This is a genomic window from Streptomyces sp. NPDC048331, assembly GCF_043201215.1.
In the GTDB taxonomy this organism is placed as follows: Bacteria; Actinomycetota; Actinomycetes; order Streptomycetales; family Streptomycetaceae; genus Streptomyces.
Genome location: NZ_JBICYT010000013.1, coordinates 22,865 through 37,873, shown reverse-complemented (window position 1 = coordinate 37,873; position 15,009 = coordinate 22,865). Strand labels below are relative to the sequence as shown.

Annotated in this window: 10 protein-coding genes; 7 read left to right on the top strand and 3 right to left on the bottom strand. The window is 67.9% G+C overall.

What is annotated here, in order from left to right; translation table 11 throughout:
• Positions 1-41: 41 nt before the first annotated feature.
• A complete protein-coding gene (locus tag ACGFYY_RS20005; RefSeq protein ID WP_030725970.1) occupies positions 42-3,941 on the top strand; it encodes a DNA-directed RNA polymerase subunit beta' in 3,900 nt (1,299 codons plus the stop codon).
• A gap of 125 nt (positions 3,942-4,066) precedes the next feature.
• On the opposite strand, the gene ACGFYY_RS20000 is transcribed toward ACGFYY_RS20005, so the two are convergent.
• Positions 4,067-6,538 (bottom strand): YfhO family protein, encoded by a 2,472-nt coding sequence (locus ACGFYY_RS20000; protein ID WP_393710960.1) that lies wholly within the window; start codon positions 6,536-6,538, stop codon positions 4,067-4,069.
• Positions 6,539-6,906: 368 nt separating this feature from the next.
• Here ACGFYY_RS20000 and rpsL point away from each other — a divergent pair, with 368 nt between their 5' ends.
• The 4 genes from rpsL to tuf all read left to right on the top strand — a co-directional run bounded on the left by rpsL (position 6,907) and on the right by tuf (position 11,265).
• Complete coding sequence (gene rpsL, locus ACGFYY_RS19995) at positions 6,907-7,278, top strand: 30S ribosomal protein S12 (RefSeq protein WP_007265893.1); 372 nt, start codon at positions 6,907-6,909, stop codon at positions 7,276-7,278.
• 2 nt (positions 7,279-7,280) lie between these two features.
• The gene (gene rpsG, locus ACGFYY_RS19990) at positions 7,281-7,751 is read left to right on the top strand and encodes a 30S ribosomal protein S7 (RefSeq protein WP_007265894.1); all 471 of its coding nucleotides are present in this window, start codon (positions 7,281-7,283) and stop codon (positions 7,749-7,751) included.
• Positions 7,752-7,790: 39 nt separating this feature from the next.
• On the top strand, positions 7,791-9,923 hold the full coding sequence (fusA, locus tag ACGFYY_RS19985; RefSeq protein WP_202200162.1) for an elongation factor G: 2,133 nt from the start codon (positions 7,791-7,793) through the stop codon (positions 9,921-9,923).
• 148 nt (positions 9,924-10,071) lie between these two features.
• Positions 10,072-11,265, top strand: a complete 1,194-nt coding sequence (gene tuf, locus ACGFYY_RS19980; protein WP_365267903.1) for an elongation factor Tu — start codon at positions 10,072-10,074, stop codon at positions 11,263-11,265.
• Positions 11,266-11,460: 195 nt separating this feature from the next.
• On the opposite strand, the gene rfbC is transcribed toward tuf, so the two are convergent.
• Together rfbC and rfbA are read right to left on the bottom strand one after the other, a co-directional pair.
• On the bottom strand, positions 11,461-12,060 hold the full coding sequence (gene rfbC, locus ACGFYY_RS19975) for a dTDP-4-dehydrorhamnose 3,5-epimerase (protein ID WP_365267905.1): 600 nt from the start codon (positions 12,058-12,060) through the stop codon (positions 11,461-11,463).
• Complete coding sequence (rfbA, locus tag ACGFYY_RS19970; RefSeq protein WP_365267907.1) at positions 12,057-12,932, bottom strand: glucose-1-phosphate thymidylyltransferase RfbA; 876 nt, start codon at positions 12,930-12,932, stop codon at positions 12,057-12,059. Before rfbA ends, rfbC begins: the two co-directional genes overlap by 4 nt.
• Before the next feature lie 82 nt (positions 12,933-13,014).
• On the opposite strand from rfbA, the gene rfbB reads away from it, so the two are divergent.
• Entirely contained in the window at positions 13,015-13,992 is a 978-nt protein-coding gene (gene rfbB / locus ACGFYY_RS19965) for a dTDP-glucose 4,6-dehydratase (RefSeq protein WP_365267908.1), read from the top strand.
• On the top strand, positions 13,989-14,900 hold the full coding sequence (rfbD, locus tag ACGFYY_RS19960) for a dTDP-4-dehydrorhamnose reductase (RefSeq protein WP_393710956.1): 912 nt from the start codon (positions 13,989-13,991) through the stop codon (positions 14,898-14,900). Before rfbB ends, rfbD begins: the two co-directional genes overlap by 4 nt.
• Positions 14,901-15,009 lie beyond the last annotated feature (109 nt).

The window sequence follows — 15,009 nt, the reverse complement described above, 5'->3', positions numbered from 1 at the left end:
CCATGATTGAGACTCGACCCCGAAAGAGGGATTGACGCACAGTGCTCGACGTCAACTTCTTCGACGAGCTGCGGATCGGCCTTGCCACCGCGGACGACATCCGAACCTGGTCGCACGGCGAGGTCAAGAAGCCGGAGACCATCAACTACCGCACCCTCAAGCCCGAGAAGGACGGACTCTTCTGCGAGAAGATCTTCGGTCCTACCCGGGACTGGGAGTGCTACTGCGGCAAGTACAAGCGTGTCCGCTTCAAGGGCATCATCTGTGAGCGTTGTGGCGTCGAGGTCACGCGCGCCAAGGTGCGCCGTGAGCGGATGGGCCACATCGAGCTTGCCGCTCCCGTCACCCACATCTGGTACTTCAAGGGCGTCCCGTCGCGCCTCGGATACCTGCTGGACCTCGCGCCGAAGGACCTCGAGAAGGTCATCTACTTCGCCGCGTACATGATCACGTTCGTCGACGACGAGCGTCGCACCCGCGACCTCCCGTCGCTGGAGGCGCACGTCTCCGTCGAGCGCCAGCAGATCGAGAACCGCCGTGACGCGGACCTCGAAGGCCGTGCCAAGAAGCTCGAGACCGACCTGGGCGAGCTCGAGGCCGAGGGCGCGAAGGCCGACGTACGCCGCAAGGTGCGCGAAGGTGCCGAGCGTGAGATGAAGCAGCTCCGTGACCGCGCCCAGCGCGAGATCGACCGCCTCGACGAGGTGTGGGCCCGCTTCAAGAACCTCAAGGTCCAGGACCTGGAGGGCGACGAGCTCCTCTACCGCGAGCTGCGTGACCGCTTCGGCACGTACTTCGACGGTTGCATGGGCGCCGCCGCGCTGCAGAAGCGCCTGGAGTCCTTCGACCTCGAGGAGGAGGCCGAGCGCCTCCGCGAGATCATCCGTACCGGTAAGGGCCAGAAGAAGACCCGTGCGCTCAAGCGCCTCAAGGTCGTCTCCGCGTTCCTGCAGACCAGCAACAAGCCCAAGGGCATGGTTCTGGACTGCGTGCCGGTGATCCCGCCGGACCTGCGTCCGATGGTGCAGCTGGACGGTGGCCGCTTCGCGACCTCCGACCTGAACGACCTGTACCGCCGCGTGATCAACCGCAACAACCGTCTGAAGCGTCTCCTCGACCTCGGTGCCCCCGAGATCATCGTGAACAACGAGAAGCGCATGCTTCAGGAGGCCGTGGACGCCCTCTTCGACAACGGTCGTCGTGGTCGTCCGGTGACCGGTCCCGGTAACCGTCCCCTGAAGTCCCTCAGCGACATGCTGAAGGGTAAGCAGGGTCGATTCCGTCAGAACCTTCTCGGTAAGCGTGTGGACTACTCCGCGCGTTCCGTGATCGTCGTCGGTCCGCAGCTGAAGCTGCACCAGTGCGGTCTCCCCAAGGCCATGGCGCTGGAGCTCTTCAAGCCGTTCGTGATGAAGCGCCTGGTCGACCTGAACCACGCGCAGAACATCAAGAGCGCCAAGCGGATGGTCGAGCGCGGCCGCACGGTCGTCTACGACGTCCTCGAAGAGGTCATCGCCGAGCACCCGGTCCTGCTGAACCGTGCGCCCACGCTGCACCGCCTCGGCATCCAGGCCTTCGAGCCCCAGCTGGTCGAAGGCAAGGCCATCCAGATCCACCCGCTCGTCTGCACCGCGTTCAACGCGGACTTCGACGGTGACCAGATGGCCGTGCACCTGCCGCTCTCCGCGGAGGCGCAGGCCGAGGCCCGCATCCTGATGCTGTCCTCGAACAACATCCTCAAGCCGGCCGACGGCCGTCCGGTCACGATGCCGACCCAGGACATGGTCCTCGGTCTGTTCTTCCTGACCACCGACGGTGAGCTCCGTGACACCAAGGGCGAGGGCCGCGCGTTCGGCTCCACGGCCGAGGCGACCATGGCGTTCGACAACGGCGAGCTCGCGCTCCAGTCGTCCGTCGACATCCGCTTCCCGGTGGGCACCATCCCGCCGCGCGGCTGGGTGGCGCCGGTCGCCGAAGAGGGCGAGCAGGAGTTCCAGCCGGGCGACAGCTTCCGTCTGAAGACGACCCTGGGTCGCGCGCTCTTCAACGAGCTGCTGCCCGAGGACTACCCGTTCGTCGACTACTCGGTGGGCAAGAAGCAGCTCTCCGAGATCGTCAACGACCTGGCGGAGCGCTACCCCAAGGTCATCGTGGCGGCGACGCTCGACAACCTGAAGGCGGCCGGCTTCCACTGGGCGACCCGTTCGGGCGTCACCGTGGCCATCTCCGACGTCGTCGTGCCCGAGGCCAAGAAGGCCATCGTCGCGGGCTACGAGGCGATGGACGAGAAGGTCCAGAAGCAGTACGAGCGCGGTCTGATCACCAAGGACGAGCGCACGCAGGAGCTCATCGCGATCTGGACCAAGGCGACCAACGAGGTTGCCGAGGCGATGAACGCGAACTTCCCCAAGACGAACCCCATCTTCATGATGGTTGACTCGGGTGCCCGAGGAAACATGATGCAGATGCGACAGATCGCCGGTATGCGTGGTCTGGTGTCGAACGCGAAGAACGAGACCATCCCGCGTCCGATCAAGGCGTCCTTCCGTGAGGGCCTCACCGTTCTGGAGTACTTCATCTCCACGCACGGTGCCCGTAAGGGTCTGGCGGACACCGCCCTGCGTACCGCCGACTCGGGTTACCTGACCCGTCGTCTGGTGGACGTCTCGCAGGACGTGATCATCCGCGAGGAGGACTGTGGCACCGAGCGCGGTCTGAAGCTGAAGATCGCCGTTCGCGGCGAGGACGGCGTGCTGCGCAAGGCCGACGACGTCGAGACCTCGATCTACGCCCGCATGCTGGCCGAGGACGTCGTCATCGACGGCAAGGTCATCGCGCCGGCCAACGTCGACCTCGGTGACGTCCTGATCGACGCCCTGGTCGCCAACGGCGTCGAGGAGGTCAAGACCCGCTCGGTCCTGACCTGTGAGTCCGCGGTCGGCACCTGTGCCTTCTGCTACGGACGCTCGCTCGCCACCGGCAAGCTGGTCGACATCGGTGAGGCGGTCGGCATCATCGCCGCCCAGTCCATCGGTGAGCCCGGTACCCAGCTGACGATGCGTACCTTCCACACCGGTGGTGTGGCCGGTGACGACATCACGCAGGGTCTGCCGCGTGTCGTCGAGCTCTTCGAGGCCCGTACCCCGAAGGGTGTCGCCCCGATCTCCGAGGCCGCCGGTCGCGTGCGGATCGAGGAGACCGAGAAGACGAAGAAGATCGTCATCACGCCCGACGACGGCAGCGACGAGACGGCGTTCCCGATCTCGAAGCGCGCCAAGGTCATCGTGCACGAGGGCGACCACGTCGAGGTGGGCCAGAAGCTCACCATGGGTGCCACCAACCCGCACGACGTGCTGCGCATCCTCGGCCAGCGTGCCGTCCAGGTCCACCTGGTCGGCGAAGTCCAGAAGGTCTACAACTCGCAGGGCGTGTCGATCCACGACAAGCACATCGAGATCATCATCCGGCAGATGCTGCGCCGCGTGACGATCATCGAGTCCGGCGACGCGGAGCTCCTGCCGGGCGAGCTGGTCGAGCGGTCGAAGTTCGAGACCGAGAACCGTCGTGTGGTCACCGAGGGCGGTCACCCCGCCTCCGGCCGTCCGCAGCTGATGGGTATCACCAAGGCCTCGCTGGCGACGGAATCCTGGCTGTCGGCCGCCTCCTTCCAGGAGACGACCCGAGTCCTGACGGATGCGGCGATCAACGCCAAGTCCGACAGCCTCATCGGCCTCAAGGAGAACGTCATCATCGGTAAGCTCATCCCGGCCGGTACGGGCCTCGCCCGCTACCGCAACATCCGGGTGGAGCCCACCGAAGAGGCCAAGGCAGCGATGTACTCGGCCGTCGGTTACGACGACATCGACTACTCGCCCTTCGGCTCCGGCTCCGGCCAGGCTGTCCCGCTGGAGGACTACGACTACGGCCCGTACAACGGCTAAGAGCTCGTAAGAAGAAGCCCCCCGTCGCTCCGAGAGGAGCGGCGGGGGGCCTTTTCGTTCCCACGGGGGGTGGCCGTCGGGCTGTGCTCCCGGCGGCCGGGCGGCAGCCGGGGGCGCACCAGGCGTCAGCGGCGGCGGCGCAGGCGGGTCGAGGCCTGGACGGCGGCCAGGGTCAGGAGCGCCAGGGCCGCTCCTGCCAGGCCCGGGTGCAGGCCCTTCGGGGTGAAGGTGCAGGAGAACGTGGTGGTGCCGGGCGGGAGGTCCACGGCCAGCAGGCCGTGGAAGGGCTTGACGGGGGCCGAGCAGCTCCAGCCGGGGACGGCGGTCGTGGCGATGACCGCCGTGCCGCCGGCGGGCGTGGGGAGGGTGGCCCGGACGGTGTGCCCGCCCGGCCGGACCGTGGTGGCGCCGGTGGCGGTGAGGTGCCGGACGGCCCCGTCGAGCGCCGCGCGGTCCAGACAGCCGAGCGGGTACGGGCCCGCGTCCGCGTCCTTCGTACGGGTCTGCACGGTCACGTCGACCCGGCCCGAGGCGGGCACGGTGCCCAGCGGGGTCACGCCGGTCATCCGGTCCTCCAGGAGCCGCCGGGGGCCGTCGCCGGCGCGGACGGTGCCGTAGAGGGCGGGGGAGTACCAGTAGGCCTCGGAGCCCGGGGTGCAGCGGGCGGCGTACGTCTGCTCGGTGGCGGTGCCGCCGCGGGTGACGGGCGGGACCTGGTGGACGGTGGCGCCCAGGACGTTCTCCTGGCGGGCGTAGACGCTGTCCGCCGGGTTGGGGGAGGTGTACGGCGTGCCGCGGACGGTGACCAGCGGGGGCGCGGGGAACGTCGAGGCCGTCCACGTGCCCGGCGCGGTCCCTGTGCGGACCCGGGCGCCGATCGAGAAGATCGCGTCGAGCACCGGGTCGTCGGCGCCGAAGAAGGTCCGGCCGTCGTTCTTGAAGCCGTAGCCCAGGGGCTCCAGGGCCTGGTACGTGGCCGCGGGGAGGTAGCTGCTGTAGTACTGCGGCCCCTCCGCCCGGAGCGCCAGGGCGTCGTTGTACGCGCTCTGCGGGGCGCCCGAGTCGGTCCGGTGGGCGGGCCAGTCGGCCACGTCCCGTACGGCCTCGACGTGGTTGCCGATCGACCGGTTCGAGGTGGCGACGGGCTTGGCCCAGCGCTCACGGGCCCGGCGGGCGTCCGCGTTGGCGGCGGCCACCGTGGACTCGGCGAACACCACGCCGATCATCAGGGCGGCGGCCACCGGGATCAGGTACCGGCGCTTCTCGCCGAGCCGGAGCAGGACCAGGGCCAGCAGCGAGAGGGCGCCGCCGCCGAGCACCGCCGGCCAGGTCCAGCCGCCGAAGTCGTCGGCCCGCCGCAGGACGAAGGTGGCCGCCACCAGGAGGGCGGTGACCAGGGCCAGGTGCAGCGGGCGCGGCCGGTTCGCCAGCGCCAGCCAGGCCACGACCACGACCATCCCGCTGAAGACGAAGGCCTCCCGGTACGGGTTGCCGTTCGGCACCGCCAGCCCGTGCCACACGTACTGGGTGGGCGGGAACTGGAAGGAGGCGGCCACGAGCAGGATCGCGGTCACCCACACCAGGCGGGTCCGCTTCGCCACCCGCGTGTTGAGCACGAAGCTGCCGGCCAGGATGAGCCCGAGCGAGGCGACGTAGAGCCGGGGACGGCCGCCCCACAGGTGCGTGGCCGGGAGCATGCCGGCGAGGAAGAGCTCGATGCGTACGGGGTCGAAGGCGGCGGCCCTGGTGGGCTGCGCGGCCCCGCTGGCCAGGAACGACGGCAGGAGCAGTGGCAGGGTCAGCAGGATCCCGGTGCCGGTGGCCGTCGCGGCCCGCCACAGCGCGCGCAGCCGCTGCCGAGCCGTCATGTCGCGGGTGGTCATACGGACGGCCAGCAGGACGCAGGCGGCCATCGTGGCCATCATCGCGGTGTAGAAGTTCCCGAACCAGGCGAGCGCGACCAGCAGGGCCACGCCCGGCCAGCGGCGCTCCTCCAGGCACCACTCGACGGCGATGCCGAGCATCGGGAAGGCGACCAGGCCCCAGAGCCACATGGGAATGTACGAGGCGTCGCTGAGCGCCCAGCCGCACAGGCCGTACGTCGCTCCGAGCACGCCCCGCTGCCACCACGGGCCGGGGTGCAGCTTGCCGAGGTAGACCGTCATCACGGCCGCGGCGGTACCCAGCGTGAGGGGGGTGATCGCGAAGACGGCGAGGTCGACGTGGGCGCGGGGGACCAGGACGGTCAGCCAGGAGAAGGGGTTGCCGAGGTAGGTGTGGTAGTCGGCGAGGAACTGCTGTCCGAATCCGCCGCGCCAGGTGAAGAGCAGGTCTCCGGCGGCCTGCCCGTGGACGAGGTCCCACAGCGCCCGGTGGAAGGGCACGTACTGGTTGGCCTGGTCGTTCAGGGCCCGGCCCGTGTTCCCGAAGGGGAAGGTGCCGCGGGCCACCCACGCCGCGCAGAAGGCACCCGCGGCGATCAATAAGGCCAGCAGCGGACCGCGGGAACGGGTGATCCGGCGGATGGCCGTTCTGTGCGGGGCGGGTCTGCGGGGGGCGGGGAGGCGGGCGTCGACTGTGGTCGGTTCGGGTGCCACGGTCCCCAATGTGCTGCTCCCTGCTGATCGACTCGTCGGCGCCCCGCGCCCGGTCAAGCCGTCAGTTTAGGGCGCGGGGGCACGTACAGGGCCGATCGGGCCGCTCCCCACTTGCGCGCGGCGTGTTTTCGTGCTGGGCATTTGTTTTGACCTACCTCTGTGAGGTAGGTACGCTCTGACCTTGTGCCTGGGGTGTGCCCTGGGCTCCCGCGTGTGCTCAAGACCCCGCGGAGAGCCGAGAAGACCACACCGCAATCTGCGCCCGACTCACCTCGGTGAAAGCGTGCAGTGTTCGACACACCCGACCGCGTGGGTCGGGGAAGTTCCAGGTTAGTTTCACTACACGGCACACAGAAACCGGAGAAGTAGTGCCTACGATCCAGCAGCTGGTCCGTAAGGGCCGGCAGGACAAGGTCGAGAAGACAAAGACCCCCGCGCTCGAGGCTTCGCCCCAGCGTCGCGGCGTCTGCACGCGTGTGTTCACGACCACCCCGAAGAAGCCGAACTCGGCGCTCCGTAAGGTCGCGCGTGTGCGTCTGACCTCCGGCATCGAGGTCACCGCTTACATTCCGGGTGAGGGACACAACCTGCAGGAGCACTCGATCGTGCTCGTGCGTGGTGGCCGTGTGAAGGACCTGCCGGGTGTTCGTTACAAGATCATCCGCGGTGCGCTTGACACCCAGGCTGTCAAGAACCGCAAGCAGGCCCGCAGCCGCTACGGCGCCAAGAAGGAGAAGTAAGAATGCCTCGTAAGGGCCCCGCCCCGAAGCGCCCGGTCATCATCGACCCGGTCTACGCATCTCCTCTGGTGACGTCGCTCATCAACAAGATCCTCCTGAACGGCAAGCGCTCCACCGCCGAGCGCATCGTCTACGGCGCCATGGAAGGCCTCCGCGAGAAGACCGGTAACGACCCGGTCATCACGCTGAAGCGCGCGCTGGAGAACGTCAAGCCGTCCCTCGAGGTCAAGTCCCGCCGTGTCGGTGGCGCGACCTACCAGGTTCCCGTCGAGGTCAAGCCGGGTCGTCAGTCGACCCTGGCCCTCCGCTGGCTCGTGGGTTACTCCCGCGCCCGTCGTGAGAAGACCATGACCGAGCGCCTCATGAACGAGCTGCTCGACGCCTCCAACGGTCTTGGCGCTGCCGTCAAGAAGCGCGAGGACACGCACAAGATGGCCGAGTCCAACAAGGCCTTCGCGCACTACCGCTGGTAGTCCCACCCCACATCGAGACCGAGAGAAGACCGAAGCCTTATGGCTACCACTTCGCTTGACCTGGCCAAGGTCCGCAACATCGGGATCATGGCCCACATCGACGCGGGCAAGACGACCACCACCGAGCGCATCCTGTTCTACACCGGTGTGTCGTACAAGATCGGTGAGGTCCACGACGGCGCCGCCACGATGGACTGGATGGAGCAGGAGCAGGAGCGTGGTATCACCATCACGTCTGCCGCTACGACCTGCCACTGGCCGCTCGAAGATGTTGACCACACCATCAACATCATCGACACCCCGGGTCACGTCGACTTCACCGTCGAGGTGGAGCGTTCGCTCCGCGTCCTCGACGGCGCCGTCACCGTCTTCGACGGTGTGGCCGGCGTCGAGCCGCAGTCCGAGACCGTTTGGCGTCAGGCGGACCGCTACGGCGTGCCGCGTATCTGCTTCGTCAACAAGCTCGACCGCACCGGCGCCGAGTTCCACCGCTGCGTCGACATGATCAAGGACCGCCTCGGTGCGGTTCCGATCGTCATGCAGCTCCCCATCGGTGCCGAGGCCGACTTCCAGGGTGTCGTCGACCTCGTCACGATGAAGGCGTTCGTCTGGTCCGCCGAGGCGACCAAGGGCGAGATGTACGACATCGTCGACATCCCGGCCACGCACACCGAGGCCGCTGAAGAGTGGCGCGGCAAGCTGGTCGAGACCGTCGCCGAGAACGACGACGAGATCATGGAGCTGTTCCTCGAGGGCAACGAGCCCTCCGTCGAGCAGCTGCACGCCGCCGTCCGTCGGATCATCCTGAACTCCGGCAAGGGCAAGGGCGAGCCCACGATCACCGCGGTGTTCTGTGGCACGGCGTTCAAGAACAAGGGCGTTCAGCCCCTGCTCGACGCTGTCGTCCGCTACCTGCCGTCGCCGCTGGACATCGAGGCCATCGAGGGCCACGACGTCCGCGACCCCGAGGTCGTCGTGAAGCGCAAGCCGTCCGACGAGGAGCCCCTCGCCGCGCTCGCGTTCAAGATCATGAGCGACCCGCACCTCGGCAAGCTCACCTTCGTCCGGGTTTACTCGGGCCGCCTGGAGGCCGGCACCGCGGTGCTGAACTCCGTCAAGGGCAAGAAGGAGCGCATCGGCAAGATCTACCGCATGCACGCGAACAAGCGTGAGGAGATCGACTCGGTGGGCGCCGGCGACATCGTCGCCGTGATGGGCCTGAAGCAGACCACCACCGGTGAGACGCTGTGTGACGACAAGAACCAGGTGATCCTGGAGTCCATGGACTTCCCGGCGCCGGTCATCCAGGTCGCCATCGAGCCCAAGTCCAAGGGTGACCAGGAGAAGCTGGGTGTCGCCATCCAGCGTCTCGCGGAGGAGGACCCCTCCTTCCACGTTCACTCGGACGAGGAGACGGGCCAGACCATCCTCGGCGGTATGGGCGAGCTGCACCTCGAGGTGCTGGTCGACCGTATGAAGCGCGAGTTCAAGGTCGAGGCCAACGTCGGCAAGCCGCAGGTCGCGTACCGCGAGACGATCCGCAAGGCCGTCGAGCGTCACGACTACACGCACAAGAAGCAGACCGGTGGTACCGGTCAGTTCGCCAAGGTGCAGATCGCGATCGAGCCCATCACCGAGACCGACGGTCCGGCGTACGAGTTCGTGAACAAGGTCACCGGTGGACGCGTCCCGAAGGAGTACATCCCTTCGGTCGACGCCGGTGCGCAGGAAGCCATGCAGTTCGGCATCCTGGCCGGCTACGAGATGACTGGCGTTCGCGTCACGCTTCTCGACGGTGGCTACCACGAGGTCGACTCCTCCGAGCTCGCCTTCAAGATCGCCGGTTCGCAGGCCTTCAAGGAGGCCGCGCGCAAGGCTTCTCCCGTGCTCCTTGAGCCGATGATGGCCGTCGAGGTCACCACGCCCGAGGACTACATGGGTGACGTCATCGGTGACATCAACTCCCGCCGTGGCCAGATCCAGGCCATGGAGGAGCGTCACGGTGCTCGCGTCGTGAAGGGCCTCGTGCCCCTTTCGGAGATGTTCGGCTACGTCGGAGACCTCCGCAGCAAGACCTCGGGTCGCGCCAGCTACTCGATGCAGTTCGACTCCTACGCCGAGGTTCCCCGGAACGTCGCCGAGGAGATCATCGCGAAGGCCAAGGGCGAGTAACTCTTCCGAGTACACGCTTTAGGCTTGTCACCGGAGCCTCTGGGGCAACAGGAGTCACACTCCGTTGCCCCGGAGGGACCGGCTTTCCAGCAAAGATCACCTGGCGCCGATCTGTAAGGCGTACAGAACCACTCTCCAGGAGGACCCCGTGGCGAAGGCGAAGTTCGAGCGGACTAAGCCGCACGTCAACATCGGCACCATCGGTCACATTGACCACGGTAAGACGACCCTCACGGCCGCCATTACCAAGGTGCTGCACGACGCGTACCCGGACCTGAACGAGGCCTCGGCCTTCGACCAGATCGACAAGGCTCCTGAGGAGCGCCAGCGCGGTATCACCATCTCGATCGCGCACGTCGAGTACCAGACCGAGGCGCGTCACTACGCCCACGTCGACTGCCCGGGTCACGCCGACTACATCAAGAACATGATCACCGGTGCCGCGCAGATGGACGGCGCGATCCTCGTGGTCGCCGCCACCGACGGCCCGATGCCGCAGACCAAGGAGCACGTGCTCCTGGCCCGCCAGGTCGGCGTTCCGTACATCGTCGTCGCCCTGAACAAGGCCGACATGGTGGACGACGAGGAGATCCTGGAGCTCGTCGAGCTCGAGGTCCGTGAGCTCCTCTCCGAGTACGAGTTCCCGGGCGACGACCTGCCGGTCGTCCGCGTCTCCGCGCTGAAGGCTCTCGAGGGCGACAAGGAGTGGGGCGAGAAGCTTCTCGGCCTCATGACCGCCGTCGACGAGGCCATCCCGACCCCGCCGCGTGACACCGAGAAGCCGTTCCTCATGCCCGTCGAGGACGTCTTCACGATCACCGGTCGCGGTACCGTCGTCACCGGCCGTATCGAGCGTGGTGTCCTGAAGGTCAACGAGACCGTCGACATCATCGGTATCAAGGAGACCAAGACCACCACCACGGTCACCGGTATCGAGATGTTCCGCAAGCTCCTCGACGAGGGCCAGGCGGGCGAGAACGTCGGTCTGCTCCTCCGTGGCATCAAGCGCGAGGACGTCGAGCGCGGCCAGGTCATCATCAAGCCCGGTTCGGTCACCCCGCACACCGAGTTCGAGGCCCAGGCCTACATCCTGTCGAAGGACGAGGGTGGCCGTCACACCCCCTTCTTCAACAACTACCGTCCGCAGTTCTACTTCCGTACCACGGACGTCACGGGTGTCGTCACCCTGCCGGCCGGCACGGAGATGGTCATGCCGGGCGACAACACCGAGATGACGGTCGCGCTGATCCAGCCGGTCGCCATGGAGGAGGGCCTGAAGTTCGCCATCCGTGAGGGTGGTCGTACCGTGGGCGCCGGCCAGGTCACCAAGATCACGAAGTAATTTCGTGCTCTGACCTGGTAGCCCGTTCACCGGGCACCAAGTTGCACTGAAGGGCCCCGGCCCATCGCTTCGGCGGTGGGACGGGGCCCTTCGGCATGTCCGGGCACCGCTCGTACGCGTACGGGGCACCGGCCGGGTACGAGCGAGGGCCGCACCCCGGACGGGGTGCGGCCCTCGGCCACGTACGGCGGTGGGTCAGTTCACGCGCAGGGACTCGGTGAACTCCACGCAAGCGGCGTGGTCGGGCAGCAGACCGGTCGCGAGGGCCTCGGCCAGCGAAGGGGCGGCCTCGTCGCGGGCGGAGAGCAGCGGGACGTCGGCCGGCCACTCGATGCCCAGGTCGGGGTCGAGCGGGTGCACCGAGTGCTCGCCGGTCGGGTTGTACGTCTCCGAGCAGAGGTACGACAGGGTCGCGTCGTCGCTCAGCGCGCAGAAGCCGTGGCCGAGACCCTCGGGGATGTAGACCGCGCGGCGGTCCACGTCGTCGAGGCGGACACCCTCCCACCGGCCGAAGGTGGGGGAGCCGACCCGCAGGTCGACGATGACGTCGAGCACGGCGCCGCGTACGCAGGTCACGTACTTGGCCTGGCCGCGCGGTACGTCGGCGAAGTGGATGCCGCGGACCACGCCTGCGGAGGAGACCGAGAGGTTCGCCTGCGCCAGGTTCAGCGGGTGGCCGACGACCTCGGCGAGCCGGTCGAAGCGGTACCACTCGGTGAACAGGCCGCGCGGGTCGCCGTGCAGCTGCGGGGTGACCTCGAAGGCGCCGGCGATGGACAGTTCGCGGAACTTCATCGGGCGTCCTCCTCGGCGAGCAGCATCAGCAGGTAGTCGCCGTAGCCGCTCTTGGTCAGCGGCTCGGCGAGCGCGCGCAGCTGCGCGGAGTCGATCAGGCCGGCCCGCCAGGCCGCCTCCTCGATGCAACCTATCTTGAAGCCCTGGCGCTCCTCGATCACGCGGACGAACTCGGAGGCCTGCACCATCGAGACGAAGGTGCCGGTGTCCAGCCACGCGGTACCGCGGTCGAGGATGGTGACGTTGAGCTCGCCGGCCTGGAGGTACGCGTCGTTGACGGCGGTGATCTCCAGCTCGCCGCGGGCGCTGGGCTTCAGGCCCTTGGCGATCTCGACGACCTGGTTGTCGTAGAAGTACAGACCCGGCACCGCGTAGCGGGACTTGGGCTTCTCCGGCTTCTCCTCGATGGAGATGGCCTGGCCGTGCTCGTCGAACTCGACCACGCCGTAGGCGGTGGGGTCGGCCACCGGGTACGCGAACACGCGGCCGCCCTTGGCGTCCGTGTGCTGGGCGAGGCGGGTGCCGAGGCCACTGCCGTGGAAGATGTTGTCGCCGAGGATCAGGGCGACGGACTCGTCACCGATGAAGTCGGCGCCGAGGACGAACGCCTGGGCGATGCCCTCCGGGCGCTCCTGGACGGCGTATTCCAGCCGCAGGCCGAACTGCGAACCGTCGCCGAGCAGTCGCTCGAACTGTTCGCGGTCGTCCGGGGTGGTGATGATCAGAATTTCACTGATCCCCGCCATCACCAGGGTGGAAAGGGGGTAATAGATCATCGGCTTGTCGAAGACGGGCAGCAGCTGCTTCGAGACTGCCCGGGTCAGCGGCCAGAGTCGCGATCCGGTGCCACCGGCCAAGAGGATTCCACGCATGGGGAGAACCCTATGCGAGAGGGCGTGGGGGAGCGGAGCTGAGCACATGTGACGTTGGGCGGACCGCTAGACTCTTCGTATTATGCGCATTCTTGTGACCGGCGGCGCCGGCTTCATCGGTTCAGAATTCGTCCGCCAGCAGCTCGCTGTTGATGCCACGGCGCAGATCACTGTTTTCGACAAGCTGACGTACTCGGGCGTCGAGGCGAACCTCGCCCCGGTCGCCGACCACCCCGGATACACCTTCGTCAAGGGCGACATCTGCGACGCGGACGCCGTCGACCAGGTCATGCCCGGTCACGATGTCGTCGTGCACTTCGCGGCCGAGTCCCACGTGGACCGCTCGATCGCCGGCGCGGGCCCGTTCGTGATGACCAACGTGGTCGGCACCCAGGTGCTGCTCGACTCCGCCCGCAAGCACGGCGTCGGCCGCTTCGTCCACATCTCCACCGACGAGGTCTACGGCTCGATCACCGAGGGCTCCTGGACGGAGGAGTGGCCGCTGGTGCCGAACTCCCCGTACTCCGCCTCGAAGGCGTCGTCCGACCTGCTGGCGCTGGCCTACGCCCGCACGCACGGCATGGACGTGGTGGTCACCCGCTGCTCCAACAACTACGGGCACTACCAGTTCCCGGAGAAGGTCATCCCGCTGTTCGTCTCGAACCTGATGGACGGCAAGAAGGTCCCGCTGTACGGCAACGGCGGCAACGTCCGCGACTGGCTGCACGTCTCCGACCACTGCCGCGGCATCGACCTGGCCATGCGCAAGGGCCGGGCCGGCGAGGTCTACAACATCGGCGGCGGTACCGAGCTCACCAACAAGGAGCTCACCGGTGTCCTGCTGGAGGCCGCCGGCCTCGGCTGGGACATGGTCGAGCACGTCGAGGACCGCAAGGGCCACGACCTGCGCTACTCCATCGACATCAGCAAGATCGGCGCCGAACTCGGCTACGCCCCGCAGGTCACCTTCGAGGACGGCATCAAGGCCACCATCGACTGGTACCGCGAGAACCGTGCCTGGTGGGAGCCGCTCAAGGTGAAGGCGGCCCTGCAGAAGTGACCGCCGACCCCCGAGCCGGCCGCTGGCTCGTCACCGGTGCCGCCGGAATGCTCGGACAGGACGTCCTGGCCGTCCTCGAGGACGCCGGCATCGAAGCCGAGGGCCTGCGCCGCGCCGACCTCGACATCACCGACCCGGCAGCCGTCCGGGCCGCGGTCGAGGGTGCCGCGGTCGTCGTCAACTGCGCCGCCTGGACCGACGTGGACGGCGCCGAGACCGCCGAGGAGGCCGCCACCGCCGTCAACGGCACCGGCGTACGCGTCCTCGCCGCGGCCTGCGTCGACGCCGGCGCGCGCCTGCTGCACGTCTCCACCGACTACGTGCTGCCCGGCAACGCCACGCAGCCGTACCGCGAGGACGCCGAGACCGGTCCCGTCAACGCCTACGGGCGCTCGAAGCTGGTCGGTGAACAGGCCGTCGCCGAGCTGCTCCCGCGGGACGGCTACATCGTGCGGACCGCGTGGCTGTACGGCGAGCACGGGGCGAACTTCGTCGCCACCATGCTGAAGCTGGCCGGCCTGCGGGACACCCTCGACGTGGTCGACGACCAGCACGGCCAGCCCACTTGGTCCTACGCGCTGGCCCGCCACCTCGTCGACCTGGGCCTCGCCGCGCTGGCGGGCAAGGCCCCGGGCGGGATCTACCACGGCACCGCGAGCGGCCGGACCACCTGGATGGGTCTGGCGCGCGAGGCCTACCGGCTGAGCGGGCTCGACCCCGAGCGGATCCGGCCGACCACCTCCGAGGCGTTCGTGCGCCCCGCCGTGCGCCCGGCCTTCAGTGTCCTTGCTCACGACGGCTGGTCGGCCGCGGGGCTCGAACCGTTGGCCGACTGGCGGACGCAGCTCGCCGAGGCGATCACTCGCCCGGCCTTCGCTGATCTGCTGAGATCGCCCTCCACGAGCTGAGCCGGCACGGCTGATCACCCCCACGTCCACATCGTCGACGGGGCCCGGGACGCAACCTTTCGGGCCCCGTTGGCGTCATGTGCCGTGCCATATGCTTCTCCTATAAAGA